Origin of the sequence: Halobacillus litoralis, from assembly GCF_009856355.1 — a bacterium.
GTDB lineage: Bacteria > Bacillota > Bacilli > Bacillales > Halobacillaceae > Halobacillus > Halobacillus litoralis_B.
This window is the reverse complement of record NZ_WMEW01000006.1, coordinates 21,822-47,300: the sequence shown is the minus strand read 5'-3', so window position 1 is coordinate 47,300 and position 25,479 is coordinate 21,822. Positions and strand designations below refer to the sequence as shown.

25 protein-coding genes are annotated in these 25,479 nt (G+C 47.3%); 12 read left to right on the top strand and 13 right to left on the bottom strand.

Annotated elements, in window-relative coordinates; translation table 11 throughout:
- Positions 1–6 precede the first annotated feature (6 nt).
- The 4 genes from GLV97_RS10165 to GLV97_RS10155 all read left to right on the top strand — a co-directional run bounded on the left by GLV97_RS10165 (position 7) and on the right by GLV97_RS10155 (position 5,202).
- Complete coding sequence (locus GLV97_RS10165) at positions 7–501, top strand: GNAT family N-acetyltransferase (RefSeq protein ID WP_160889610.1); 495 nt, start codon at positions 7–9, stop codon at positions 499–501.
- A gap of 256 nt (positions 502–757) precedes the next feature.
- The gene (gene ppc / locus GLV97_RS10160; RefSeq protein WP_160889609.1) at positions 758–3,517 is read left to right on the top strand and encodes a phosphoenolpyruvate carboxylase; all 2,760 of its coding nucleotides are present in this window, start codon (positions 758–760) and stop codon (positions 3,515–3,517) included.
- A 129-nt stretch (positions 3,518–3,646) separates the two neighbouring features.
- Positions 3,647–3,778, top strand: a complete 132-nt coding sequence (locus GLV97_RS20140; protein WP_272917342.1) for a hypothetical protein — start codon at positions 3,647–3,649, stop codon at positions 3,776–3,778.
- A gap of 137 nt (positions 3,779–3,915) precedes the next feature.
- On the top strand, positions 3,916–5,202 hold the full coding sequence (locus tag GLV97_RS10155) for a GntP family permease (protein ID WP_202410623.1): 1,287 nt from the start codon (positions 3,916–3,918) through the stop codon (positions 5,200–5,202).
- Between the two features lie 48 nt (positions 5,203–5,250).
- Here the strand turns inward: GLV97_RS10155 and GLV97_RS10150 are convergent, their stop codons facing one another.
- The 5 genes from GLV97_RS10150 to GLV97_RS10130 form a co-directional block, all read right to left on the bottom strand.
- Positions 5,251–6,051, bottom strand: coding sequence for a 3-hydroxybutyrate dehydrogenase (locus GLV97_RS10150; protein ID WP_202409784.1), 801 nt, complete (start codon positions 6,049–6,051; stop codon positions 5,251–5,253).
- Between the two features lie 73 nt (positions 6,052–6,124).
- Positions 6,125–7,501 carry a Glu/Leu/Phe/Val family dehydrogenase gene (locus tag GLV97_RS10145; protein WP_160889608.1) on the bottom strand — a complete coding sequence of 459 codons (1,377 nt, stop codon included), beginning with the start codon at positions 7,499–7,501 and terminating at the stop codon, positions 6,125–6,127.
- A gap of 426 nt (positions 7,502–7,927) precedes the next feature.
- Entirely contained in the window at positions 7,928–8,707 is a 780-nt protein-coding gene (gene fabI, locus GLV97_RS10140; protein WP_160841405.1) for an enoyl-ACP reductase FabI, read from the bottom strand.
- Between the two features lie 45 nt (positions 8,708–8,752).
- Positions 8,753–9,430 (bottom strand): ATP-binding protein, encoded by a 678-nt coding sequence (locus GLV97_RS10135; RefSeq protein WP_160838983.1) that lies wholly within the window; start codon positions 9,428–9,430, stop codon positions 8,753–8,755.
- A 10-nt stretch (positions 9,431–9,440) separates the two neighbouring features.
- The gene (locus GLV97_RS10130) at positions 9,441–10,514 is read right to left on the bottom strand and encodes a C45 family autoproteolytic acyltransferase/hydolase (protein ID WP_160839180.1); all 1,074 of its coding nucleotides are present in this window, start codon (positions 10,512–10,514) and stop codon (positions 9,441–9,443) included.
- 214 nt (positions 10,515–10,728) lie between these two features.
- Between GLV97_RS10130 and GLV97_RS10125 the strand changes: the two genes are divergently transcribed.
- Positions 10,729–11,787 carry an NAD(P)/FAD-dependent oxidoreductase gene (locus GLV97_RS10125; protein ID WP_160889607.1) on the top strand — a complete coding sequence of 353 codons (1,059 nt, stop codon included), beginning with the start codon at positions 10,729–10,731 and terminating at the stop codon, positions 11,785–11,787.
- A 35-nt stretch (positions 11,788–11,822) separates the two neighbouring features.
- Here the strand turns inward: GLV97_RS10125 and GLV97_RS10120 are convergent, their stop codons facing one another.
- The 3 genes from GLV97_RS10120 to GLV97_RS10110 all read right to left on the bottom strand — a co-directional run bounded on the left by GLV97_RS10120 (position 11,823) and on the right by GLV97_RS10110 (position 14,846).
- Positions 11,823–12,767: an ATP-grasp domain-containing protein gene (locus GLV97_RS10120; protein ID WP_160838987.1), complete on the bottom strand. Its 945-nt coding sequence runs from the start codon at positions 12,765–12,767 to the stop codon at positions 11,823–11,825.
- 156 nt (positions 12,768–12,923) lie between these two features.
- A complete protein-coding gene (locus GLV97_RS10115) occupies positions 12,924–14,369 on the bottom strand; it encodes a carbon starvation CstA family protein (protein ID WP_160889606.1) in 1,446 nt (481 codons plus the stop codon).
- Between the two features lie 306 nt (positions 14,370–14,675).
- Complete coding sequence (locus GLV97_RS10110) at positions 14,676–14,846, bottom strand: aspartyl-phosphate phosphatase Spo0E family protein (RefSeq protein WP_160838991.1); 171 nt, start codon at positions 14,844–14,846, stop codon at positions 14,676–14,678.
- A 176-nt stretch (positions 14,847–15,022) separates the two neighbouring features.
- Between GLV97_RS10110 and GLV97_RS10105 the strand changes: the two genes are divergently transcribed.
- Positions 15,023–15,403 carry a RidA family protein gene (locus tag GLV97_RS10105; protein WP_160889605.1) on the top strand — a complete coding sequence of 127 codons (381 nt, stop codon included), beginning with the start codon at positions 15,023–15,025 and terminating at the stop codon, positions 15,401–15,403.
- 34 nt (positions 15,404–15,437) lie between these two features.
- Here GLV97_RS10105 and GLV97_RS10100 read toward each other — a convergent pair whose 3' ends face one another.
- Positions 15,438–15,668 (bottom strand): excisionase family DNA-binding protein, encoded by a 231-nt coding sequence (locus tag GLV97_RS10100; RefSeq protein WP_160838995.1) that lies wholly within the window; start codon positions 15,666–15,668, stop codon positions 15,438–15,440.
- A gap of 126 nt (positions 15,669–15,794) precedes the next feature.
- On the opposite strand from GLV97_RS10100, the gene GLV97_RS10095 reads away from it, so the two are divergent.
- The 4 genes from GLV97_RS10095 (at position 15,795) to GLV97_RS10080 (ending at position 19,283) form a co-directional block, all read left to right on the top strand.
- Complete coding sequence (locus GLV97_RS10095) at positions 15,795–16,649, top strand: DUF1206 domain-containing protein (RefSeq protein ID WP_160838997.1); 855 nt, start codon at positions 15,795–15,797, stop codon at positions 16,647–16,649.
- A gap of 71 nt (positions 16,650–16,720) precedes the next feature.
- Positions 16,721–17,176 carry a hypothetical protein gene (locus GLV97_RS10090; RefSeq protein WP_160838999.1) on the top strand — a complete coding sequence of 152 codons (456 nt, stop codon included), beginning with the start codon at positions 16,721–16,723 and terminating at the stop codon, positions 17,174–17,176.
- Positions 17,177–17,628: 452 nt separating this feature from the next.
- A complete protein-coding gene (locus GLV97_RS10085; RefSeq protein WP_160839001.1) occupies positions 17,629–18,360 on the top strand; it encodes an FG-GAP-like repeat-containing protein in 732 nt (243 codons plus the stop codon).
- A gap of 101 nt (positions 18,361–18,461) precedes the next feature.
- Positions 18,462–19,283 carry an STAS domain-containing protein gene (locus tag GLV97_RS10080; protein ID WP_160839003.1) on the top strand — a complete coding sequence of 274 codons (822 nt, stop codon included), beginning with the start codon at positions 18,462–18,464 and terminating at the stop codon, positions 19,281–19,283.
- A 251-nt stretch (positions 19,284–19,534) separates the two neighbouring features.
- Here GLV97_RS10080 and GLV97_RS10075 read toward each other — a convergent pair whose 3' ends face one another.
- The 3 genes from GLV97_RS10075 to GLV97_RS10065 form a co-directional block, all read right to left on the bottom strand.
- The gene (locus GLV97_RS10075; RefSeq protein ID WP_160839005.1) at positions 19,535–20,839 is read right to left on the bottom strand and encodes a Na+/H+ antiporter NhaC family protein; all 1,305 of its coding nucleotides are present in this window, start codon (positions 20,837–20,839) and stop codon (positions 19,535–19,537) included.
- 254 nt (positions 20,840–21,093) lie between these two features.
- Positions 21,094–22,479 carry a YjiH family protein gene (locus tag GLV97_RS10070; protein WP_160889604.1) on the bottom strand — a complete coding sequence of 462 codons (1,386 nt, stop codon included), beginning with the start codon at positions 22,477–22,479 and terminating at the stop codon, positions 21,094–21,096.
- Between the two features lie 191 nt (positions 22,480–22,670).
- On the bottom strand, positions 22,671–23,735 hold the full coding sequence (locus tag GLV97_RS10065; protein ID WP_160841396.1) for an AI-2E family transporter: 1,065 nt from the start codon (positions 23,733–23,735) through the stop codon (positions 22,671–22,673).
- 813 nt (positions 23,736–24,548) lie between these two features.
- On the opposite strand from GLV97_RS10065, the gene fbpA reads away from it, so the two are divergent.
- Together fbpA and GLV97_RS10055 are read left to right on the top strand one after the other, a co-directional pair.
- Positions 24,549–24,704, top strand: coding sequence for a Fur-regulated basic protein FbpA (gene fbpA / locus GLV97_RS10060; protein ID WP_160839011.1), 156 nt, complete (start codon positions 24,549–24,551; stop codon positions 24,702–24,704).
- 19 nt (positions 24,705–24,723) lie between these two features.
- Positions 24,724–25,023 (top strand): MerR family transcriptional regulator, encoded by a 300-nt coding sequence (locus GLV97_RS10055; protein ID WP_160839013.1) that lies wholly within the window; start codon positions 24,724–24,726, stop codon positions 25,021–25,023.
- A gap of 65 nt (positions 25,024–25,088) precedes the next feature.
- Here GLV97_RS10055 and GLV97_RS10050 read toward each other — a convergent pair whose 3' ends face one another.
- The gene (locus GLV97_RS10050; RefSeq protein ID WP_160839015.1) at positions 25,089–25,421 is read right to left on the bottom strand and encodes a CHY zinc finger protein; all 333 of its coding nucleotides are present in this window, start codon (positions 25,419–25,421) and stop codon (positions 25,089–25,091) included.
- Positions 25,422–25,479: the final 58 nt, after the last annotated feature.

Below are 25,479 nucleotides of genomic sequence, written 5' to 3'. Positions count from 1 at the left end.
TTTCTTGTGAAGGTAAGGTGGGCGCGATTGGATGATTTTGATGCAGTGAACCAATGGATCGGATCAAAGGAGGAATTGAAACAGTGGAGCGGATCCGGGTTTAAGTACCCTCTCAGCATAAAACAGTGGGAGGATTACTTGAATGAGAAAGACCGTCATTCGTTCACAGCCGTATGGGAGGACAGTCCTGCCGGTCATATTTCCATCGGTCGGATCGAACGTTGTACAACAGGAAGAATCGGCCGGGTGATCACCTCCCCCGAGCACCGCGGAAAAAAGATAGCCGGGCAGATGCTCCGTGAAACCATCACGTACGCCTTTGATGAACTTGATCTGAAGACGGTTACTTTAGGTGTCTTCCCTTTCAACACCCCGGCGATCCGGTTATATGAAAAAACAGGATTTTCATTAAAAGAACCGGGTCGAACGAAGGAAATTACAGGCGGAGATCGATGGAATACTTTGGAGATGATTCTCCATAAAAGCGAATGGAAAAATTGATAGGTGTTACCATATCATTCCTACCTTTGTTTTCTGTTGAGAAAAAATTTAAAATAAATATGGGTGGGCTTCATCTCCTCTGAACGTGAGCGCTTACATAACTGTTTCAAGCACACTTTGTAAACCACCACCACGTTTTGGCTGTACCTTTTTTAAAGCCCTGATCAATGCTGAACATTTGACTATACAAATAATTCTGATAATATTATGAAGCACAATACTATCCATTTTACAGATCTGACAGGAAGGTGAAATTGTGACAACGCTTAACACTACAAACGACCATACGACTCCCCTCAGGAGAGATATCCGTTCCCTTGGACAGATGCTTGGAAACATTCTCGTCCATCACGGCGGTGAGGAGTTATTGAATAAAGTAGAAACCATCCGCCAATTAACAAAGGATTTACGACAAACACCGGATCAGCAGACTTATAAACAGCTGAAGCAGGAAATCCAGAGTCTCGAGCCGCCGATGCGCTCCCAAGTCATCCGCGCCTTTTCTATCTATTTCCACCTCGTAAATATCGCAGAGCAGAACCACAGAATCCGCAGAAGACGAGAATATCAGCTCCGCGAAGACCACGGTGCCCAGCCTTTTTCATTAGAAAGTGCCGTCGTCAATTTGAAAAATAATAACTTTTCCAAGGAATTGATCCAGGATGTGCTTCATGATCTTTCTCTGGAATTAATCATTACCGCACACCCGACGGAAGCGACGAAGCGGACCGTCCTTGAAATCCAGAAACGAATCGCAGCTATTCTTCAAAAGCTTGATCATCCACAGCTGACTAAAGGGGAACGTGAAAGCCTGCAGGACAGCCTGCAGAACGAAGTGACGGTCCTATGGCAGACCGATGAACTGCGTGAACGCAAGCCGACCGTTATGGACGAAGTGCGTAATGGATTATACTACTTCGACCAGACGTTATTTGATGTGCTTCCAGATATCCACCAGGAGCTTGAAAACCGCCTGGAGGATCATTTCCCTGGTGAAGACTGGGACGTGCCGAATTTCCTTAAATTCGGATCCTGGATCGGTGGAGACCGTGACGGAAACCCGAACGTAACTCCTGAAATCACTTGGGAAACGCTCGAAAAACAGCGCCAGCTGGCCCTGAAAAAATATGACCAGGTCCTTGTTGAGCTGATGAAACGTTTCAGCCACTCCTCTACTCAAGTGACTGTTACAGATGAACTGAAGCAGTCCATTGATGAGCAGGAGCCTCTTCTGTCTGAAGAAAAAAGATGGCGGGATGACCGCGAGATCTACCGCCGGAAATTTGCTATTATCCTGGAACGTCTGCGTCAGGTAGGAAAGTCAGACATCGGATATAAAGACGCCGATGAGCTTCTGGAAGACCTTCACCTTATAAGGGACAGCGCTCAGACCCACCAGCCGAACCGCGGGGAACTGAAAAAATTGAGAAAGCTGATCCGTCAGGTTGAAATGTTCGGCTTCCACCTCGCTACCCTCGACATCCGTAACCACAGCGGGGAACATGAAGCTGCCGTCACCGAACTGCTTCGTAAAGTCGGAATTGAAGAAGACTATTCCGCCCTGCCTGAAGAGAAGAAGCTCACTGTCCTTCAGGATGTATTGAAAGATCCACGTCCGATTTCCCTGCTGAATGAGGATTATTCGGAATCCACCCAGCAGATGCTGACCGTTTTCCAAATGATCCGCAATGCTCACCTGGAGTTCGGAAAGCGCTCCATTGAAGTCTACTTGATCAGTCATACAGAGGCAGCCAGTGACCTTCTTGAAGTCCTTGTGCTTGCTAAAGAGGCTGGAATCTACAGGCTTCACGCCGACGGTACTGTGGAAAGCAACATCAACGTTGCCCCGCTGTTGGAAACCGTCGATGATCTGGTCGCAGGACCTGAGATATTAAAAACAGTATTTGATATGGATATCTACAGCCGTCATTTAGAAATGCGCGGCAGCTCCCAGGAAATTATGCTCGGATATTCCGACGGCAGTAAAGATGGAGGAACACTTACGGCCAACTGGCGCTTATACAAAGCACAGCAGGAAATCCGTGAAATGGCTGAGGATTATGGTATCGGTCTCAAGTTCTTCCACGGGCGCGGCGGCTCTCTCGGACGCGGGGGCGGACCATTGAACCGCAGTCTGTTGTCTCAACCAGCCGAAACCCTTGGTGAAGGCGTAAAAATCACTGAACAGGGCGAAGTGCTGTCTTCCCGCTACCTTCTGCGTGATATTGCTTATCGGAGCCTGGAGCAGGCAGCCTCCACTCTTGTAGAAGGAGCTGCGAATGTTTCGAAGGAATCCGAGCAGGGGCATCACCGTGAAGACACATGGGAACAGGCGATTGAAGAGATTTCCGAAGTGTCTCTGAAGAAATACCAGGATCTTGTCTTTGGCGATCCTGAATTTCTAACATACTTCAATGAAGCCACTCCGCTTCAGGAAATCAGCGGCCTGAATATCGGTTCCCGACCAATGAAGCGTAAGGACAGCTCCAAGTTTGAGAACCTCCGTGCCATTCCGTGGGTCTTTGCCTGGACACAGAACCGTCAGCTTCTTCCTGCTTGGTATGCTGCAGGAAGCGGTCTTGCTCATTATGCCGATCAAGGCAGCCAACAGCTGGAGCAGCTGCAGCAGATGTACGAAAACTGGCCGTTTTTCCGTTCAACCATCAATAACCTGCAAATGGCCTTGACGAAAGCGGATATTCAAACCGCTCGTGAATATACGCAGCTCGTTCAGGACGAAAAACTGGGCACGCGTATCTTCAATGAAGTGGTTGAAGAATATGAACGTACGAAAAACATCCTCCTTAGAATCACCGGGGACGATGAACTGTTGAATCACCAGCCGACGATCAAGGAATCCGTACGCCTGCGGAACCCATACGTCGATCCGTTGAACTTCCTGCAGGTGGAGTTAATTAAAGAACTCCGCAAGGAAGAAGATCCAAACGATGAAATTCTAACAGAAGTACTGTTGACCATCAGCGGGATTGCTGCCGGTCTTCGAAATACAGGTTGATCAAAAGAACTGCCGGCCAAGGGCCGGCAGTTTTTGGTTGGTAGAGAAACCCTCCCATTTTTAAATGATCAACTCCTTTTGAACGCTTATTTTTTCATTGGTTTCTGATATCACGAGGAGCATTGGGGGATGAAGCCTGCGGGAACAGCACGAGTCGAAGATCCACTTGGGCAGGCGTGCTTTCTTTCAAAGTCAGCTGAGGCCGTGCCTGCGGAAAGCATCCACCGATATGCGGAACGTGATAACCCCTATGAGCTATAGGCGAATCAACTAAATGACAAGTACTTTCTACAACTTAACGGCCGGACAAGTACCGGCCGTTTTTTATGTGGCTCATCAAATCCGCTGAATTGGACATAGTAAAACAGACATCAACCACATAAAGTGAGGGAATCATCATGATTAGTATCCTTTTAGGACTTGGTTTACTCATGCTGCTCGCCTACCTGGGCTGGTCCATCATCTGGATTGCCCCGCTTGTATCAGGTGCCGTAGCTGTTCTCAGCGGAATGGACATCCTCCCTGCCTACACCGACACGTACATGCAGGGATTCGTCGACTTTGCCAAAGATTATTTTCCTATTTTCCTGTTCGGTGCGATTTTCGGAAAGCTGATGGAAGATACAGGAGCTGCCCAGTCGGTGGCGCACAAAATATCCAGTGTCATCGGGAAGAAACGTGCGATTCTCGGAATGCTGTTATCGGCTGCTATTCTAACCTATGGCGGTGTCAGTCTTTTCGTTGTCGTTTTTGCCGTTTATCCGCTTGCCGTAGCGATGTTCAGGGAGGCCGATGTTTCGAGAAAACTGATCCCTTCCACGTTCGTTCTCGGAGCTTTCACTTTTACAATGACCGCCCTTCCAGGAACACCACAGATTCAGAACATTATTCCAATCAACACATTTGAAACCGATACAATGGCAGCCCCGATTCTCGGGATTGTCGCTGCGTTAATCATGGCCGTCGGCGGATACTTTTATTTGAAATTCCGTGAGGGACGACTGACTAAAAACGATGAGAAGTTTACAGAGCCTGAAGGAGATAACCAAGTAAAAAGTGTGAACGAGGAGGAACTCCCAAACTGGATCTTATCGACCATTCCTCTGATTGCTGTCGTTGCCACTCTTAACCTTTTTGATTTGAATATCTTAACAGCCCTTCTCATCGGGATTCTGTTGATCATGATTTTCAACTGGAAAGATTACAAAGACTTTATTAAAGCCATCAACGGCGGCGCATCCGGATCGGTTATGGCGACGATCAATACGAGCGCCGCCGTCGGGTTCGGAACGGTCGTCACCGCCTCCCCCGGCTTTGACACAGTGAAAGAACTGATTTTCAGCATTCCGCTCAGCCCGTACTTTTCCGAAGCTTTCGCTGTTCAGCTGTTAGCTATGATTACGGGCTCTGCTTCCGGAGGTATGGGGATCGCTTTAGAAGCCCTTGGTCAGGAGTATTATGATATTGCTGTGAATCAGGGGCTTAGTCTGGAAGCCTTCCACAGGATTACCTCTGTGGCTTCAGGCGCTTCCATTCTTCCTCATAACGGGGCACTGCTTACCTTGTTCACGGTCACAGGCCTTACACATAAGGATTCCTACAAGGACGTGTTTGTTGTAGGTCTGATTATCCCAATGATTGCAACCATAGCCATTATTCTTCTGTCTATGATGGGTATCAACTAAAGACATAAAAAAACGAAGCTGACTCTCAGCTTCGTTTTTTTATGGATATTACTGCACCGTATAACCACCGTCAATGACTGCCGCCTGACCTGTAATACTTTTCGCTTTATCACTGACTAGAAAAATTGCGTAATCCGCAACCTCCTGTACCTGCAGCAATCGTTTTTGAGGAACGAGCGGATAGATGACTTCCTCCAATGCTTTTTCTTTCTCGATGTTGCGTGTGTTGGCCAAGTCTTCCAGCTGATTCTGTACAAGTGGTGTATCGACATAGCCGGGACAGATGGCGTTGACAGTAATGCCGTCATCCGCTCCTTCAAGAGCCGTCACTTTTGTAAGACCAATAACGCCGTGCTTGGCACTGTTGTAGCCTGCTTTTCCGGCGAATCCGATCAAACCATTGATGGAGGCCATATTCAGGACACGACCATATCCCTGCTTTTTCATGTGCGGGAAGGCGTGTTTGATTCCGAAAAATGGTCCCTTGAGCATAATATCAAGAATCAGTTCAAACTTCTCAGATGGGAACTCTTCCACTGGAGCCACGTGCTGAATCCCGGCATTATTGACGAGGATATCAATGCTGCCAAATTTACTGACGGTCTCTTCAATGGCATTTTTCACATCTTCCTCTTTCGCCACGTTGGCGACAACCCCTTCAACGGTAAAGCCCTGGGAACGCAGCTCTTCCACCGATTTGTCCAAGGTGTCCTGATTGATATCGTTTAACATAACTTTGGCACCGGCTTTTGCAAATTCCGTAGCGATTTCCAAACCGATACCCTGTCCTGATCCAGTAATTAAGGCAGATTTTCCTTCTAACACGATTATTCCTCCTTCTAGATTCATCACTCCTTAACTTTCCCACTTCTCCGGAAAAATGCACAAAAAAACTCAGCCTTTTTCAGGCTGAGTCTTGCCGTCAGTAAAGTCTTCCCTGACGGTACATGATATTGGACAATTTCATAACGGAATGGATGTAGCAGTTCTGACGCAGCGGAAATGGATCTCCGAAAAACTGAGGAAGAATTGTATCCATCGTATGCTTCATTTTTTCAAAGAGGCGTTCAAACACTTCATCTTCATTCATGAAGCGGGCTTCTCTGCCCTGCACCCACTCATAGAAGGAAACGATCACACCGCCGGCATTAGCGAGGATATCTGGAATAATCAATACCCCCTGATCCGCCAGATGCTTATCCGCCTCTTCTGTAATTGGACCGTTGGCCCCTTCGACAATGATTTCCGCCTGGATATCCTTCATATTTCCTTCGTGGATCTGGTCTTCCAGAGCGGCAAGGAACAGCACGTCCACATCCATGGTGAGCAGTTCATCCCGATCTCTGATTTCAGCGTGGATTTCATGCTCCTCCAGCTGCTGCTCTTCCGCAGGCAGGTCGCCGTCGTTTTGTTGAGTGAATTCTACAAGTGCTTCAATATCCAGACCTTCCCGGTTATAAAGCATGACGTTCGCATCACTTACGGCGACGACTTTGTTATTTAAGTAATCACATTTCCCGGATTCAAGCGCAGCGACAGAACCGAGGTTACCGAAGCCCTGCACAGCCATTTTCAATTCTTTGTCAGCATGTTTCAAAGCGGTCTTGGCAAACACGTTCTCCGTCCCCTCGAGCCAGTCACGATTATTGTTCAAAAAGTCGTGCATCATATAACGGAACGTAAAGTAGACACCCTTACCTGTGGCTTCCCGGCGTCCCAGCGATCCTCCGTTCACAATGCTTTTTCCAGTAAAGCTGTTCCGGTAAGGTTCTCCCGGATGGAGGGCCTTGAACTCACCCATCATCCAGTCCATTTCCCTTTCTCCTGTTCCTACGTCAGGAGCTGGAATATCCTTATCAGGCCCAAGGATATCATTAAAATACTGGACGTATTTTTTACAGATCAGGTTCAGTTCCTTCACGCTGTAATCTTTCGGGTTAATACTGACGCCGCCCTTTCCTCCGCCGAACGGAAGCTCATGAAGGGCATTTTTCAAGGTCATCAGTTTTGCAAGATTGGCTACCTCGTCTTCGTGAACCGATTCGTGGAAGCGGACCCCGCCTTTATATGGGCCGACTGTATCACTGTGCTGGATGCGGAAAGCAGGAATACGGACGATCTGTCCATCCTCCATAGGGACTCTTAAGTATGATTTGTGAACATGATTGGGTGTGGACAGCAGGGCCACCAGTGATTTATACGCCTGCTCCCTGGACTGGTACTTCAAATCCGGAAGAAAATCTTCATTTTCCATAACTGCTTTCAGTGACTCTTCGATGATTGATTGTTGTCTCTGCATACGTAAAGCCTCCGATCTAATGATAAGGTCCTAAGCTGATTTTCACTCACTAAATTACCCATACCCTAATTTTTCCACGTGAAACGTTTCCTAATCATACAAAAAAGGCTCCCTGAATAAGAGAGCTCAACTCGCAGTGGGAACCTGTGTTTCTTTGTATGTCTTTTATGCTTTCAGGAGATCAGACCATTCTTTTCCTCGGACGGACGCCCCCATCTCCTCCGGAGGACTCTCTTTCCATCATTCGTCCGAACCAGATCATATTCTTCCCCTTGTGATGTTGAAGGATAAAAAGGGAAGCTTTTCGGTTTAACCGAAAAGCTTCCCTTTTTCAAATGATCATGTAGTGAGGTCACGAGGAGCGTTCGGTGGTGACGCCTGTGGTACAGCACGAGCCGATGAGCAATACGTGACCGTGAAAACTTTTCATCCTAGAATATTGTACCCGGAATCTACATAGACGATTTCACCAGTTACCCCGCGGGAAAGGTGACTCATCATCGCAAGCGTCATATCGCCGACTTCTTCCTGGGTCACATTTTTTCTCAGCGGAGAAGTTTCTTCAATCTTATTGAGAATCTCATTGAAGCTTGGCACACCCTTGGCGGCAAGCGTACGGACAGCTCCGGCAGAAATGGCATTTACACGCACTTGATGCTGCCCCATATCTTCAGCGAGGTAACGGACAGCGGCTTCAAGCGAAGCTTTCGCCACACCCATGACGTTGTACCCTTTCACCACACGTTCTGCACCAAGGTAGCTCATTGCGATCATGGAACCGCCTTCTGTCATATACGGCCGGCTCGCTTTGGCTACTGCTACTAGAGAATACGCGCTCGTATCCTGAGCGAAAGCGAAGCCGTCGCGGGACGTTTCAATAAAGTCACCCTTTAAATCTTCGGCATGAGCGAAAGCAATCGAATGGCAGACACCATGAATGACCCCTGTCTGCTCGCCGATTTTCGCAAAGGCCTCCTGGATGCTTTCATCATTGTTCACATCACACTGGACAACAGCTTCCGCCTGCATCCCCTCTTCCTCAAGAAGCTTCTGAAGCTTCGTATAGCTGCGTTCTTTTCTATATGTAAAAATGATGTTCGCCCCTGCCTTGTAGAGGGACCTTGCCACACCCCAGGCCAGGCTTCGTTTATTTGCCACACCCATAACGACAATGTTCTTATCTTTCATCTGTAAAATATCTTCCATAGTTACCTCCAGTGAGTCTTTTCTCGACTATTAATCTTACCACAATTACTCGTGGGACTCCTCCAATTCTACATGAGCAAACCTTCCATCAAAAGAGGTAAAACGGCTCCCTGCTTTGACAGGAAGCGCGTGAATGAAACAGGGACCATCATAGACGAAGGTATGAAATTCACCATTCTCCCCGCACGCATCCACGCCCTGGGGAAGATCTTTCAGAAAATCCATATTGAACGCCCGCCCGGCATATTCCTCTGGCAGAACGCCGGTGTCCACCGTTGTTACGATACTTTTAAAGCCCAGCTGAATAAATGTCTCGGCTGTCTCTTGCGTCGGCTGGTTCCATAAAGGGAAAAGGCCTTTCATTCCTATTCTATCCATGAGCTGAAGGCGGTAATCTTTAATATCCTGTAGAAAAAGATCGGCGTATACCATCACAGAAATGTCTGCATCCCTCAGCTTCTCTGCCTGCTTCCGAAGGACCTGTTCATACTGCATGTTCGAGGCTTGATCCGGGAGATCCACCTCATATAAGTGCATCCGGAGCGCTTGTGCCTGTCTTCTCATCCATTCCGTTCTCACCTCATGGACCGGAAGTCTCCTGCTTGCAGCAGATACTGTGGAAAGCAGCCCTTTCACACTGACGTCGGGGTTATGCAGCATTTGATACAGGGCGAGAGCAGAATCCTTCCCACCGCTCCATGATACTACGACACGCTCTGTCATCATGGACCTCCTATCTCCGTTTTCTTCCATTCCAATAAGCACCATCTTCCATGTGTACAAAAGGCAGTTCCGTATCCACTTTTCCGTATATCATTGTCCGGGGATCATCGATACCGGAAAGCCATTGGTGAAAATCCAATTCCACCGGCTCCTGATCACCTCCCAAGGCAAACCATGCTTTCCCTTCCTTTGGCAGGTAGCCGGCTGTATGTATCGTCCCAGCCCATTGGTCGTAAAGATCCGAAAACACACCCCCATCTGTATCATTCATCAGTCGGAAAGCGTCATAGGCATGGGAGAGCTGTTCCCGTCCTGTCTGGATGGCCTCCATACGCCGCTTGGAATCAACCAGATGATTCCGGTTTTCCTCTACCATGACTTCAAAATGATTGGTACAGACGTCAGCTTCTCTGACGGCTGTTCCACGTGGAGAAGCTTCCACAATATAGGTCCTTCCACTTGGATCAAATACCGTATAACTGAACGAATGACGATGCGGAATTTCTTTCAACACAGCCACCGCTTCTTCTACATCCGCACAGGTTTCCAGGATGATCCGTCCAATCATACAGCAGATGAACCCATCTCCCGGCCGCTTCCTGTGCATAAAGTTATAGCCGAGGACAAGTCCCTTCTCATTCATGCCGTCCATCCTGCCGGTGATTCTCTGTGTGGGTCCGATTGTGCTGTAGCCGTGGTCTTCCGGCTGAAATAAGGCGTAGCGTCCTTCATAGGTTTTCGGCATGTAATCATAATTGCGGATGAAATAACCATCCCCGGTCATGATCGAGCAGCCGCTCCTTTTATAATCCACACGATAGCCCCCGAACTCCATCATGACCCTTTCCATCGGCCATTCCAGGGCATCCCTCAGCCCAAGGAGTTCATCCCAGATGCCGGGGGCAAAACGTGTGATGGCTTCTTTCACTTCAGATTCTTCCACTGTAAAGCGGGGAACCCTTACTTTCCACTGTTTTTCCCGATTTTTGATGGTCATGGAATTCCTCAGCTGTTCCCCCTGGAAATATCCATAATCATAGTGCGAGCCTCGAAATTGTATCATCCTGCTGTATACCTGTTTCATCATCTGACCCTCTCTTGTTTGAATTAGCTTCATTTTACTATGTCTCTGCCCGTCAGAAAAGTCATCCATATCTTTCCACACCCAGGAATAAATGCGCTGTTCATATAGTTTTCCGACGTTTTTTTTGATACGCTTAAGATTGTAACAAATCATAGAAAACGTTTACGAAAAGGGAACGCAGGGGACTTGAAATTGTGAAGGTGGTGGAACAAAGATGAAAAGAGTTGTCATTTTAGGTGGGGGATACGGCGGCATGAATGCTCTTCACGGGCTGCTTGACGGCGTCAGGGATGATGTACATATCACTGTCATCGACCGAAATCCCTACCACTCATTAAAGACGGAGTTTTATACGATTGCTGCAGGTACGGAATCCGATCGTCATGCCCGGGTGGATTTTCCAGAGCATGAACAGGTCGATTACGTTTTTGATGAAATTGAAAACATTGATGTGGAAGCCGAGCATGTCCGGGTGAAAGGTGGTCTGGAGCCTGTTCCATACGACTATCTTCTGATCGGACTGGGATGCGAGGATAATTATCACGGGATTGAAGGGGCACAGACATTTACTGAAAGTGTCCAAACGTTCTCCAAAGCGCGGAGTGCCGGTTATGCCATTAATAATCTCGGGGCTTATGGAAAGATTACCGTCGTAGGGGCTGGACTGAGCGGAATCGAGGTCGCTTCTGAGGTGCGCGAAAGCCGTCCGGATTTGAACATCCGTCTGCTTGACCGGGGCTCGTCTGTGTTGAAAGCCTTCGATTCAAAGATTCAGGAATACGTGGAGAAATGGTTTAACGACAATGATGTCGAGGTCATTCACCATGCCAATGTAGAGTACGTCGAAAAAGACGGCGTCTGCAACAACGGCCTTTGTTATATCAACGATGTGACTGTATGGACCGCCGGTGTGCGTCCGAATTTCCTCGTACGTGAGCTTCCATTTGAAAAGGATGATCAGGAAAAAGTGATCATCAACGATTTCTACCAGGTACCAACCCATCAAAACGTCTACGTTGTCGGAGACTGTGCGTCCTCCGAGTACTCTCCAAGTGCGCAGCTGGCCGGCCAGCAGGGCGAAAAGGTTGCGGAAGTACTCCGTGCTGTCCTCCAGGAACGCGTGCCGGAACGCCCGGGTGACGTTAAACTGAAAGGCTCCCTGGGCTCCCTGGGGAAAAACGACGGGTTCGGCAATATGCTTCAAAAGCCGATGACCGGTGTCCTTCCACGCCTTGCCAAGTCAGGAGTCTTATGGCTGAGCAAGCGGCATTAAAAAAAGATCGATCACAGGATGTGATCGATCTTTTTTTATACATAGGATTTCTGTAGCAGGCCGCCAAGGTAACGGGCCAGTTCCAACATGCCGTACGTGCCGGCAGCAGCCTCAGCGTCAGAATTATAATTGGTGTTTGTATTGACATCATACGTGTAGAGGTTTCCCTCTGAATCCTGAATCGCTTCGATGCCGGCGACTTGAACGTTATTCTCTTTCAAAAACGACTCGTATTGATCAACAATGGCCGGACGATAATCCTCCAGAATCTCAAATTTCGCTTTCGGCGCTTCCTCTTTTTGATCTGTCGGGCAGTAAAGATCTTCAATCGTACAGGCATCTGCCGGACATAACTCAAACCCTTCGGATGTATCGACTTTCACACCGTAGACAAACTTCCCGCCGACAAATTCATGACGGACAATGTAAGGTTCAGGAGCTTCGATATACTGTTGAATCAACGTTATGCCATCCACCGGTTCCTCAAAGGATGGGCCATCAATATACTCCCTCAATGCTTCCGTCGAATGAAACAATTGAACGCCCTGCCCCTTGCCGGCACGGTTGTGTTTCGTGATGAAAGAAGATTGATCAAGCTGGCGGGCTGCTTCCAGAATGTTGTACCTGCCCACAGCCGTTATGGTTTCAGGCGTTTGAATGCCTGCCTGATTCAAGGCCATGTACTGATTTACTTTACTCACTTCCAGACGAAGCGCCCGGCTCCCGTTGACCACTGTACGTCCGTGGCGTTCCAGCCAGGCCAGGACAGCCTCTGTATATTCCGGTGCAAAACGGTGGTTTCTTGTATGAGAAGATGCGCTGATCCTGTTATAAAAAATGCCTTCCGGCGGCTCACTGGTTAAATCAAGCGTCCCTTGATCCAAATGCCACAACTCATAAGGAAGGTTCAATTCCTCCAATCGTTTCGTCAAGTGGCCGGTCCATTCATCGTTTTCGTGAAGGACGTATATTTTACTCATGCTGCAACCCCTCTCTTATCCATGTTTTCTTTATTTTATCATAAAATCCCGATAAAGTTACTAGGATATGACTCATTCAATGCCCTTTTTATGTCCAATCCGAAGCACACCTGTTCCCAGACAATAAAACACCCTCCGAAACGGAGGGTGTTGGAATCAGCTTGCTTTCGTTGTAACGACGTGCTGCTGTTTGTGCATTTTATGTTTGATGACCTGCCACACGAACCATGTGAAGACGACCGTCCAGATGACAGCACCTAACAACATGGATGTGGAATAAGACAGACCGAACCCTTCCGGTGCATAGAAGATATAGGTACTGACCACAGCTGTCATAAACAGCGCCGGTACACTGCAGATCCAGTGGAATTTTGCCTGCTTCATCAAATACATCGCTCCCGTCCAAAGCATGACGGTGGCCACGACCTGGTTTGACCAGCCTACATAACGCCACAGGAAGCTGTAGTCCATCTGTGTAAGCATGAAGGTCGGTACAGCAACAGGTACAGCCAGAAGGATCGTCGCCCATTTCCCGTTCCATTCCTTTTTGGTAAATCCTTTAAGCAGATCCACAAGCATCATCCGGGAGGACCTCAGCGCTGTATCCCCTGTAGTAATCGGAAGGATAATGACACCTAGTACAGCAAGAATGCCGCCCAGTGTTCCAAGAGTGGAAGTACTGATTTCGTTGACCACGCCGGCCGGGCCACCTGCGTCAAGGGCCATTTGAAGCTCCCCTGTACCGCCGAAAAAGGCCATTCCTGCCGCCGCCCAGATCAAGGCGATAATCCCTTCGGCAATCATTGCTCCGTAAAACACTTTCCTGCCTTCGCTTTCTTTTTTCAACGTTCGCGCAAGAATCGGGCTCTGCGTACTATGAAATCCTGAAATCGCTCCACAGGAAACCGTAACCATTAACAGCGGCCAGATTGGAAGTTCCTGAGGGTGAAGGTTCGCAACGGTCAGATTCGGAACGGGATTATCAAAGAAGAACAATCCGATCCCGATACTGACGGCCATAAAAATGAGCACCGCCCCGAAAATCGGATACACCTTTCCGATAATTTTGTTAATCGGAAGAACGGTAGCTACCAGAAAGTAAGCAAAAATCAGAAGGATACATGTAAAGAATCCAAGTGGTGTCACTTCCGCCATCAGCTGGGCAGGTCCGGCAGTGAAAGCTGCTGCGACCAGCACCATCAATCCGATGGATAGAACGTTAATGATCACCCGTGCAGGGTTTCCAAGGTATTTCCCTACCAGACCGGGGAACTGCTCGCCTTTATGCCGCAGAGACATCATACCGGAGAAGTAATCATGAACCGCTCCCCCGAAAATTGATCCAATGACAATCCATATAAATGCAACGGGCCCGTAAAGAGCGCCCATAACGGCTCCGAAAATCGGTCCAAGCCCAGCGATATTGAGCAGCTGGATCAAGCTCGCTTTCCACCAGCTCATCGGCATGTAGTCAAATCCGTCATTCTGCTCATAGGCCGGTGTCGTCTTTTTGTCATTGATGACAAAAATGCGTTCGACCACCTTTCCATAAACAAAATAACCGAGTATAAGTAAAGCAATAGATGCGATAAATGTGACCATCGCTGAGCCTCCTTCCAAATAAGAATATAAAAAGTATTCTAGCCGCTTCTTTGTCGAATAACAACCCATTTTCTGAATATTTATTTTTTATTCTTTTTTTTCTTGAAGTGAAGCGTTTGCAGGTAAAAACGCATCAAAAAAAGCCTTCTGCCGCATGCAGAAGGCCTAGTTATATGTATAGAAACCTGCCACCCTGTAGGAATGGTTAAGTTTCCCGCAGTCGTAATGATCGCAGGGCGGCATTACCAATAATCTACCACATCCAGCCGGAGGCATCAAATTAAACCGTTTTTCATACAGGAGATCCTACTGATTGGAACATTGATAACTGTCTTCGTTTCCAAACCGGTTCAATAAATCATCCAGGTCTTGAGAAATACGAAGCAGTTCCGGGTCCTCGGGGTTTTTGTTATATATGTCGTACATGTGTTTTCTTAATTCTTCAATCTGCTTTTCAAGTCTTTCTTTATAAGGCATGATCTCAACTCCTTCTTCATTCATTTTCCCCGTTTCCCAAAGGCTAAACCGCAAAAAACAGCGGGCTGTCCCTATTAAGGAACGGGGCAGTCCCAATCATAAAGACGGCCGATAACGCTATGTCCATAGATAAAAACGTGGTAAACTTTAGCCAAATACATAAAGGAGGCACAACCATGTTCCAAACCATTTCTACCACACAGGCTCCTGATGCCATCGGACCCTACTCCCAGGCTGTGGATCTTGGGAATCTCGTTTTTCTATCCGGACAGATTCCTCTCCTTCCAGAAACAATGGAATTTGTATCTGATGACGTAACTGAGCAGACCCATCAGGTGATGAAAAACTTGAAAGCTGTCCTGAACGAAGCCGGTCTCGATTTCTCCAATGTGGCTAAAATGAATATCTATCTCGCTTCCATGGATGATTTCGCTGCCGTGAATGACGCCTATGCCGGCTATTTGAGCGAACCTTACCCCGCACGGGCAGCCGTGGAAGTCAGCCGTCTCCCTAAGGGCGCGAAAGTGGAAATTGAAGCTGTAGCCGCCCGGAAATAGATGAAAACAGAGCCTGATTTACGGCTCTGTTTTTTTAATCTTCATCTTTAACATCCGGATCTTCCGGAATCGGTTCGTTCAAATACGCCTGGATCAATTCCCTGTAATTTTCCATCTGCTCCAGATGTGTAGAAAATTGGTGCTTATTGATGAGCAGCTGCTCACCATCATGAACGGTTTTGATTTTATTATGATGAACGAGATACTCTATATAATCCTCAGGAAGTTCCAGGTACCCAGCGGTTTCCTTGATTGTCAGATACATGGTCCGCCCCCTTTCTTCTTCATCTATTTTAACACGACTTCTTTCTGTACCCGGTTTCTTTTTTCAGCACAACGGGAAATAGTTTCTTAAGCAACCAACAGTTTAAGAAGGAGTGAACACAGGAACATGGCTTCTACATTTACATCTTCAAGCAATTCAGATGCCCAACAGACGAAAGAGGAAATAAAACCCTGGATCCGTCGCCTGGCCCGATTCGGTTTTATGGCAAAGGGAACGGTATATATGCTGATCGGTCTTCTGACTTTCATGGCGGTCATTGGTGTCGGAGGTGGGAAGACGACCGGAACATCAGGCATGTTCCGTGCGGTGGCTCAGGTAGCGTTTGGTGAAATCCTGCTGTGGGCCGTAGCTGTCGGCCTGTTCGCCTACATCATCTGGCGCCTGATCGAAGCTGTTCTTGATCCGGGAAATAAAGGCAGTGATGCCAAAGGAATCATCACCCGGATCGCTTACGTCGTAGCAGCGGCTATTTATGGCGGTATTGCTTATAACGCGGTTAAAATCGCCATGAATGCAGGATCAAGCGGTGGAAGCACAGAGAAAACCATGTCAGCGAAATTGTTATCCCAGCCTTTCGGCCAGTGGCTCGTCGGAATCGTCGGCCTTATTATCATCGGTTATGCAGCCTACGAGTTCTATAAAGGAGCTTCTGGAGGGTTTATGAAATCCTTCAATATTGGAGATATGGACGAACACCGGCTTAAAGTAGCTAAAACGAGCGGCCGTTTCGGTTTATCCGCCCGTGGGATCGTTCTCGGCTTAATCGGATTTTTCTTTATCAGGACGGCCATGACATCCAACCCGGATGAGGCCAAAGGAATGGACGGAGCTCTTTCTGAGATATCCCAGCAGCCATTCGGACAGATCCTGCTTGGTACCGCAGGATTGGGACTGATTTTGTACGGCATTTATCAAATCGTCCGCGGCCGTTATATCCGTATGAATTTCGGCGCGAAATGATTGTCCACTCTTGATGTATGACTTCCACGGTTATGCTATACTAAGCCTACGAATGACATCAGGAGGACGTTATGCTCACATTTGAAGAAAAAGTTGCAGTTATTGAAGAGTTTACAGAATTAGACCGAAAGGATATTTCACTTGGACGGGTGAACTTCCATTACGAAGACAGCCTCTACGACAAAAAGATTGTCGTTTACCGTCTTCATCCAAACGGCAACGGCTTTGTTTATGCCGGTGAAATGGAAGAGGCGGATACAGATGAGCGCGGTATGATCAATATTAAAGATTACAGTGCGGATGCTTTAAGAGATCTGATCCGGGAAGCCATCAACTCCCTCTCCCTATCCCCGGCTGAAAAAGATCCGGTTATGGAAGAATGGCTGAACGACCGTGATCAGGCATTGATTTTATTAAGAGAAGAAGACGGCTATAACGTCTATGCCGATGATACCTTGGAAGGAGCATTCAACTCCTACCAGGAAGCTGCCTCTTTCCTGGAACAGGAAGGATTCAGCCGTCTCTAAAAAAGAGCCCTCCGGGCTCTTTTCAGCTTGTAGAGAAACCCCGGTTTCTTTACAAGCTTTTTTCTTTCTTACCGCCAGGAGTGGAAGGGGCTCCGCTCCTTGGGAATTCTTTTTCATATTCCGGCAGGCAGCCGTCATCAGCGCCCGTTCTTTTCCGTTTTCTTTTTCACGCAATCGGGAACAGCGCAACTCCCGCCGTTTTTTGAATCTGCGAACCTGCTTAGTACACAATCTCTTTCTTATATATTCTAACGTCGGGACGAAGAGCATTCGGTGGTGATGCCTGAAGTATTCATCCACCGATAAGCGGAATGTGACCCTTTATACGACAAATGGACAACTCTAACTGGGTAACTCAGGCTTTTTCTACAGCCAAAAAAAGACCCCTCCGGGCTCTTTTTTTGATTCTCCCTGCTCAGCCGGCATAAGCTGTTAAAAAGGAGGTACGCGTCATGCATCCATACTTCAGACAGCCTTCCGAAACGGCGGTCATCACCGCTTTTGCTCAAGGGGACGTCAACGGGGATTCCATTATGGACTACGTGTATTTATCTGGTTATCAGTCACCGGACAGCCCATACGTCACCGGCATCACACTCATTATTCAGGACGGCCGCACCCAGCAGTTTTACAGCATCCCCCTCCCGACAAACACAGGTTATCAGCCGAGGCTCTTCCTGGGTGATTTTACCGGGAATGGCATAGACGATATTTTAGTCAGCATGGATTCAGGTGGAAGCGGCGGATTTGGTTACTACTATGTATACAGCTTCTTCAATAACCAGCCTTCTCTACTTTTTAATTATGAAAGCTTCGATTCTTCATTCAAGTATACCGTCACCTATCAAAATGACTATAAAGTAAAAGTGGTGAGTGAAACGCCTGCCCTGTCTTTTCTTATTGATCTGAGTAACCGGAGTAAAGCATACCTTTCTGAGATTTATACAGATGATGGAACATTGTTAACTCCCCTGCAGGGATCCGTATCCGGACTCAATCAACTATATCCCGTCGATTTCAATGGCGATGGGGTGTATGAGTTGTTCGCATTCCAACGGGTCACCGGCCGGTATAATGCAGATGGGCTGGGTCTCATGCAAACCCCTCTTTCCTGGAATGGACAGCAGTTCACCCCTTTTTCAAATCAGCAGTATCTTGCCGTCTACGGCCAGCCGGTGACATAAATATATGTATTGAATCAATTCCTCTAACTGGGAAAATGTAAGTTATACAGCAGTAAAAAAAGGGTATAGGTACAATACTGCTTATTGGAAGGAGACCAACCATGGACAGTTTAAACCAGCGACTTGCGCAATATTTTGAAGATAATCAGACAAAACTCGTCAGTGAACTGCTTCCCGCAACATTGGATCAATTAGAAATCGACTATACCGATCAGGAATTGAATTATCACTTCGATATGCTGTCCCTGCTTCTTGACCGTGTGGCGAGAAGTCTTCTGCAGCACCCTGAGGAAACCAATGCCGCTGAAATCGGTTATGATACGAATAATTTCCTCTACTCCCAGGGCGTCCTTCTCAAACAGACGGTGGATGTCCTCTGCGTATTCCGTCTCTCTTTAATGAAGCATATGAGAAGATCGGACATGATTAAAGAAGCAAAGGTCGAGGAAGGCTTTCTTGTCACAGAAGAAGTTGTAACCGCCTTTGATGCGGCGATAAGGGCAACTACGGATAACTATAATAAACTGAAAGAGCAGGAGCATGAGAAAATCGAGAAAGATTTGAATGAAGTATCCACACCCGTGGTGCTGATTGATGAATTCCAGGCCGTGCTGCCTCTTGTCGGCGAATTCTCACCGGACCGTTTTGAAATCGTTAAAGACCATACTCTTCATAAGGTCAAAGAACACAGCCTGCGTTTATTGTTTATTGACTTCTCCGGTATTGCCACGTTTGATGAGGTATTTATTCATGACCTGTTCAATTTAACGAAAACCATCAAACTCCTCGGCACACGGACCGTTATGACCGGTATCCGGACGGAAATGGCTATGGCTGCCATTGATTCGGAGATCAGCTTTAAGGAGCTTGAAACATACAATGACTTAAAACAGGCGTTGTTGTCCGTCAATCAGAACGGATGACGAACCCCATTTCTATAGGAGAAGGCATGGACCCATTCCCGGTTTTCTACACAACCAATGGTCAATGCCCATTAAGAGAAGCCCTTTTTTCAATGTTAGAAAAAGGGCTTCTCTTTCGTAGAGCCGTCCCTTTTATGTGAATGTTACATTAACAGGGAGCAAACAGCGTGGGACTCCATTAAAAAAGCTGCCGGGAAACTCCAGACAAACTAAAAAGCATCAAGCCGGGGCTTGATGCTTTTTCAAGTGCTTTACTTCTGATTTGCATGAGAGCGTGGGAATCGGAACAGAATGGCCAGGATGCCTGATAACGCCAGCAGAATAGGATAAAAGGCAAACGGGACAATACTGACAGGTGAAATACTCGCTACACTGGCGGCGGATAAAACCTGAGCCCCATAAGGAATCAGCCCCTGCACAGAGCTCGAGAAGATATCAAGGACACTGGCTGACCGCTTCGCATCAATACCGAATCTTGATGATATCTGTTTAGCAAGCGGACCTGCTGTAATAATGGAAATCGTATTATTCGCTGTCGACACGTTCACAGCGGCAACAAGACCAGCAATACTGAATTCACCGCCGCGGCTGGAGCGGGCACGACTGCTGATTTTCTCCAACAGGAAATCGATCCCACCATTTCTGCGGATCAGCTCAACCAGACCACCGAGAAGGATAACAAGCAGAGAAAGCTCCTGCATGCCGGCAAATCCGTCCCCAAGGAGAGTAATAAGTTCCATTCCTGAGAAATCTCCCATAAGAAGGCCGATCAGCCCGGCGGAAATAATGCCTCCCATTAAAACAAAGATGACATTGATCCCCATTACAGCAAATACAAGCACCCCGAGATATGGAAGAACTTTTATGATCTCAAAGCTTTGTTCTCCCTGCGCACTCCCGGAAGCACCGGCTGTCAACACACCATAAATGACTGCTGTGAGAATGGCTGCTGGAAGTACGATAAGGAAGTTGGCCCGGAACTTATCCTTCATTTTTGTTCCCTGCGTACGGACAGCGGCAATGGTGGTATCCGAGATAATAGATAAGTTATCGCCGAACATCGCCCCACTGACAAGCGCTCCCAGCGTTAACGGCAGAGCCGCTCCTGTCTGATCAGCAATGCCGACACCGATCGGCGCCAGCGCAACAATCGTTCCGACAGACGTCCCCATGGAAATGGAGATAAAACAGGCAATAAGGAACAGACCTACAATAAGCAGCTGGCCCGGTAGAACGGCCAACCCGAGGTTAACCGTCGAATCCACAGCTCCCATTCCTTCGGCGACGGTGGAGAAAGCACCGGCGAGCAGAAAGATGACGACCATCAGAATGATGTTGGAATGTCCGCCTCCTTCTGTAAACTGCTGCAGCTTGGTCTGGAAATCCGTTTTTCTATTCATCAACAGCGCCGTTAAAATCGCTGCGAAAATGGCGACAAGCACCGGCATTTGGTAGAAGTCCCCGGTCCATACCCCAGACCCGATAAAAAGGACGATAAAGACGAGAAAAGGAATTAAGGCTAAGCCATTTCCCTTGATTTTACTTTCTTTTTCCATACATGCTCCTTCTTTCTTCAAGATTAGAATCCTTTCATACTCTACCCTAACATCGCCGTAGATATCAAGCGTCAGAAACATTCGACCGGCCGGTAGAAGATCTTTTTTTATAACGTTGACGGAGGAACGCTTTAAAGGCCCCCATAAAATGAACACGCAGGGCGAAACCTATGAATGTAATGACCTCCCCTATTGAAAATAAACGTGAAGGCGCCGCTGATGATCAGCGGCGCCTTTTTTTATGAGTAACGGTATTAAAAGAAGAAAAGATGAGCCATCAAGGCTGCAACAGGCAGTGTAATGAGTGTCCGCTGCAGGAAGATAATGAACAATTCAACAAAGTTGATTGGAATTTTCGATTTGATCAGGAGGATTCCGATCTCAGACATATAGATCAATTGAGTAAGAGACATGACCCCGATAATGAAACGGGTCAGTTCAGATTCAATGCCGCTGCCCACAACAGCGGGAAGGAACATATCGGCAAAGCCGACAATCATCGCCGGCGCAGCGGCTGATGCTTCAGGAATCTGGAGCAGGTGAAGCAGCGGCAGGAATGGATAGGATAAATACGTAAAGATGGGTGTGAATTCGGCAGCTATAAGTGCAACAGTACCAAGAGCCATGACCAGAGGAATCAATCCAAGCCAGATATCCAGTACATTATAGATGCCCTTTTTTACAACCGTTCCTGGACTCTTCACCTGATCGGCTTTTTCCACGGCCTTTTCCAACCCCCATTTAAATGAGGAAACTCCTTCCGGTACCACTTCATCAATCTGCTTCCCGGCTGGTCCGTAGTACGTTTCCTTTTTTCTGGACAATGGAGGGATACGTGGACAAATAACTGCGGCTATTACTCCACAGACGACGACTGTAAAATAGAACGCAACGAAGCGATGATCGATAGCCAGAAACTTGGCAATCACTAAACTGAAAGCAATGGAGGCGATCGAGAAGTTCGTAGCCACCACAGACGCTTCACGTTTGGAATAATATCCGCCCTCATACTGCTGAGTCGTCAGCAGAACACCAACAGTCCCGCTCCCCATCCAGGAAGCCATGGCATCTACCGAAGAACGGCCGGGAAGCTTAAACAACGGATGCATCACCTTCCGCACCACCGTACCGATAAAGTCCATCAACCCAAACTCCAAAAGAAGCGGCATAAATAGACTGGCGAACAAAAACCAGACCATCAATACAGGGATCAAATCATTTAATACGACGCCTCCTGTCAAATCCGACTGAATCACAGCAGGACCTGTCTGTGTGAGCGTCAAAACAGCAAAGACCGATCCCAGAACTCGGAAGGCCATCCACAACGGCCCGACATCAAATAATTGAAACAGGAACTTTTCCGGTTTTCTCTTTTCAGCCGGTACAGCTTTTACAATGAATGTCCCTAGTGTAGAGAGGACAATAACCCCCGTCATAAAGTCCGGGATGTATGCAGCAACAGCCCCTTGAAGTCCGTCAGCGAGAATACCGAGGCCGATTGTTACCTTTCCATTTACGGAAATGGGGACGAGAAATAATAGAATACCAATGATAGAAGGAAGGATGAATTTCATCCACTGCTTTGTTGTATAAGCAGATGCTCCTGTTGTCTTTCTTGTTTCCGCCTGTTGTAGTTCCATTATTCTTCCTCCTTCGACATTTTTATAAATATGATTGCATAAATAAACATTTCTGATATTAAGTAACTATACAATCTATCGAATAAAAATTCAATAGGCTGTTTCTGTTATCTCTGAAACTCCCCTCTTCTTTTATCTTTTGTATAAACCACATAAAAAAGGCCCGGAAGCGATCCTTCCAGGCCTTTCTCTTATTTCGAATAATACAATTGATACGTTTGATAGCTGTGTTTCAAAATGACTTTAATCACTGTATAAGTGGGAACAGCTATAATCATGCCCACCACTCCGTATAAAGGCGCAGCAACGACAAGCAGCAGAATGACGGTGAGCGGATGAATATTCAATTTCTCACCAAAAACATAAGGCGCTACAAGATTCCCCTCCAGCTGCTGCACGACAACGAATATAATGACGACATAAAATGCCATGGAAGGCTCCTGCATCAGAGCTACACCGATGGCCGGCACAGCCCCGATGACAGGACCGACAAACGGGACGATGCAGGCAAACGCTGTAAAGAGCCCGAGGATAAGAGCAAAATCAAGACCGATGATCACGTACCCGATATAAGTGAGCACCCCATCGATTGCCGCCACCGTTACCTGTCCGACAATATAGGAAGAAACAGTTTTATCTACATCTTTCAACAGCTTTTCTCCCCGGGGCTTCAGCTTCTCAGGGAGTCCTTTCTTCAAAAATGGCAGCAGGCGGTTTCCGTCCTTCAATAGAAAGAATAAGACGAAAGGGACAATTACCAGCACGGAAGCGGCCCCTGCAATGGTGGAGAAGATCTCGGACATATGACTGCCGATCTGCTGGGTAAGCCCGCCGAAATACTCCGTCACCCTTTGTTGAATACTCGCTCCGGAAACCATGCCCATATCATTCTTTTCCAAGGTATCGGAGGCTTCCTCGGCTGTCTTTTTCACCTTGTCAGGCAGCTGGGATATGTTATTGATCTGTTTTTGAATGGTTTCATACAAAGCCCGGCCGGCCGCATATAACGCCCCACCAATGACTGCAAAGACAAGAAGAATCGCCGCCGGTTTAGGAAGATAACGCATCCTGCTTAAAACCTCTACAACAGGCCGGAGTATGTAAAAAAGAAAGCCGGCAATTAAAATCGGATAAAAGAGTGTACCGAAAATGGTCTTTACCGGATAGAGAAAATCCAGCTTCTCAAGAAAATAAACGAGAATTAGAAAAAGCACAGCCCCTGTCACATATTTAAAATATGGATGTTTGATCCACATGAGTATCACGTTCCTTTTTTCTTTTCCTATTCACCTTTTCTTTCTTTGGTAAACAGGGGTTACTATATTCTTATAGAAAGGCTCTGTTATAGTTTGGTGTTGTTATTTAACATGTGAACTCCTATCACCCCTTTCTGTCATGGGATTTGTATGAGGCGGTCTTGGGAATGACTCCCTTTCCGTGGGGTACCGTGAGCCTCCTCAGGCTGCGCCTTCCGGGGTCTCACGATGTACCTTCACTCCACAGGAGTCCCGCCATTCCCAAGGCCGCCTCTTCAAAGAAGGGTAGTCAGAAAGAAGTCCGTTAAACTACTACGAAAGGGATGGCAGGGAAAACAGGTAGACTCCTGCGGGAAAAAGGAACAAGGTGAGACCCCGGAGAACGAAGTTCGAGGAGGCTCATCGTTCCCCGCGGAAAGCGGACGGTTTTCCCTGCCGTCCCATGCCCTGAGTAAACAACAGACCGGCCCCCTGATTCCAGACGGAGACGATTTAGTAATCGTTTAAAAGATCAACAACAGAATTTAACAGAGCCTATAGAAAAAGGCAGACGTAACAGGTAGAGAAAGTAGTCATGGATCCAGTACGGAGACCAGCAACACCATTACGACGTTTTCCTCCACCGGCTCCCCCTCATCTTAATGATAGGTTTCAGCTCGAAAACCTTGGATATAAGGGGATTAACGGAACATCTTCTCACATCTGTAAAATTCATGTTAGATTTTCTAACATATAGAGTGACAAGCTGAACGATTCCTATTAGACTGAATATAACTCAAAAAAAAAATGGATTCCGAACGGGAGTGATGTAACATGTCCTACCACTTGCGAGCGGCCGTTGACCAAATGAAAGAGTACTATATTCAAAAGTTGATTGAAGCTGGAATTTATCAGGCGGCTGATGAAATACTCTATACCCTCACCTTGACTGAACTGGAAACCCTTGTAGCACGATTGAACCGTCCTTAGCCGCCAAGGAGGAGAATACATGTCGTATAAACATAAGAAGGTTATTTCCATTGGAACGGTCAATGAGTTGACCGGCCTATCCTTGAGACAGATCCGCTATTATGAAGAAAGAGGACTTATTTATCCGGAGCGTACAAAACGCGGGACGCGTAAGTATTCATTTTCCGATGTAGAAACTCTTCTACAAATTGCAGATAAACGCGAGGAAGGTGTGCAGACCTATGAAATCAGGAAGGATCTGCAGAAAACGAAAAAAGGCAAGGTTATGGAACGAATGCTGCGTGGTCAGTTAAATGCGCACTTCAAAATGAACAAATGATGCTGCAGGCAGTCCCGGTCCCCCCCTAGGTTCCGGGGCTTTTTTTACTGCACAAAAAAGCCGCCCTACTTTTCCGGGCGGCTTTCCATGTCAAAATATAATGGATAATGAAGGCTGCACCGTTCATTAAACCTATGGCGGCAGGACGGACAATTGGATGTATTCATATACTCATGAATGGACATCTCATGTCTGCAGTTTCCGCAGAGGACCGCCTTCTGATCCCATTGATCCCCAGGCCAGCGCGAGGGCCGGTGGCCGGCCTGCTCTTCATGGCAGGACCAGCAGGCGTAGTACGTCCTGCAGCAGTGAAACTTAATGGCAATGATATCAATATCGCTGTGGTAGTGCGCACAGCGTGTCTGAGCGTCAACTGTAGTTCCTTGAACATGATGCATATGATCCTCTCCCTTTCCCTATCTTATCACGTGAAGAACGCGCAGATGAAACTCTACC

What these genes read in the sequence shown, in the direction of transcription:
- GLV97_RS10100 (WP_160838995.1), bottom strand. Translation starts at nt 15,668, where the DNA reads ATGTATCTGACAATCAAGGAAACCGCTGGGTACCTGGAACTTCCTGAG.
- GLV97_RS10055 (WP_160839013.1), top strand. Translation starts at nt 24,724, where the DNA reads ATGTCGTATAAACATAAGAAGGTTATTTCCATTGGAACGGTCAATGAG.
- GLV97_RS10070 (WP_160889604.1), bottom strand. Translation starts at nt 22,479, where the DNA reads ATGGAACTACAACAGGCGGAAACAAGAAAGACAACAGGAGCATCTGCT.
- GLV97_RS10110 (WP_160838991.1), bottom strand. Translation starts at nt 14,846, where the DNA reads ATGCCTTATAAAGAAAGACTTGAAAAGCAGATTGAAGAATTAAGAAAA.
- GLV97_RS10150 (WP_202409784.1), bottom strand. Translation starts at nt 6,051, where the DNA reads ATGAATCTAGAAGGAGGAATAATCGTGTTAGAAGGAAAATCTGCCTTA.
- fbpA (WP_160839011.1), top strand. Translation starts at nt 24,549, where the DNA reads ATGTCCTACCACTTGCGAGCGGCCGTTGACCAAATGAAAGAGTACTAT.
- GLV97_RS10155 (WP_202410623.1), top strand. Translation starts at nt 3,916, where the DNA reads ATGATTAGTATCCTTTTAGGACTTGGTTTACTCATGCTGCTCGCCTAC.
- GLV97_RS10115 (WP_160889606.1), bottom strand. Translation starts at nt 14,369, where the DNA reads ATGGTCACATTTATCGCATCTATTGCTTTACTTATACTCGGTTATTTT.
- GLV97_RS10130 (WP_160839180.1), bottom strand. Translation starts at nt 10,514, where the DNA reads ATGAAACAGGTATACAGCAGGATGATACAATTTCGAGGCTCGCACTAT.
- GLV97_RS10135 (WP_160838983.1), bottom strand. Translation starts at nt 9,430, where the DNA reads ATGACAGAGCGTGTCGTAGTATCATGGAGCGGTGGGAAGGATTCTGCT.
- GLV97_RS10080 (WP_160839003.1), top strand. Translation starts at nt 18,462, where the DNA reads ATGGACAGTTTAAACCAGCGACTTGCGCAATATTTTGAAGATAATCAG.
- GLV97_RS10145 (WP_160889608.1), bottom strand. Translation starts at nt 7,501, where the DNA reads ATGCAGAGACAACAATCAATCATCGAAGAGTCACTGAAAGCAGTTATG.
- GLV97_RS20140 (WP_272917342.1), top strand. Translation starts at nt 3,647, where the DNA reads ATGAAGCCTGCGGGAACAGCACGAGTCGAAGATCCACTTGGGCAGGCG.
- GLV97_RS10095 (WP_160838997.1), top strand. Translation starts at nt 15,795, where the DNA reads ATGGCTTCTACATTTACATCTTCAAGCAATTCAGATGCCCAACAGACG.
- GLV97_RS10120 (WP_160838987.1), bottom strand. Translation starts at nt 12,767, where the DNA reads ATGAGTAAAATATACGTCCTTCACGAAAACGATGAATGGACCGGCCAC.
- GLV97_RS10090 (WP_160838999.1), top strand. Translation starts at nt 16,721, where the DNA reads ATGCTCACATTTGAAGAAAAAGTTGCAGTTATTGAAGAGTTTACAGAA.
- fabI (WP_160841405.1), bottom strand. Translation starts at nt 8,707, where the DNA reads ATGGAAGATATTTTACAGATGAAAGATAAGAACATTGTCGTTATGGGT.
- GLV97_RS10050 (WP_160839015.1), bottom strand. Translation starts at nt 25,421, where the DNA reads ATGCATCATGTTCAAGGAACTACAGTTGACGCTCAGACACGCTGTGCG.
- GLV97_RS10105 (WP_160889605.1), top strand. Translation starts at nt 15,023, where the DNA reads ATGTTCCAAACCATTTCTACCACACAGGCTCCTGATGCCATCGGACCC.
- GLV97_RS10085 (WP_160839001.1), top strand. Translation starts at nt 17,629, where the DNA reads ATGCATCCATACTTCAGACAGCCTTCCGAAACGGCGGTCATCACCGCT.
- GLV97_RS10075 (WP_160839005.1), bottom strand. Translation starts at nt 20,839, where the DNA reads ATGGAAAAAGAAAGTAAAATCAAGGGAAATGGCTTAGCCTTAATTCCT.
- GLV97_RS10065 (WP_160841396.1), bottom strand. Translation starts at nt 23,735, where the DNA reads ATGTGGATCAAACATCCATATTTTAAATATGTGACAGGGGCTGTGCTT.
- GLV97_RS10125 (WP_160889607.1), top strand. Translation starts at nt 10,729, where the DNA reads ATGAAAAGAGTTGTCATTTTAGGTGGGGGATACGGCGGCATGAATGCT.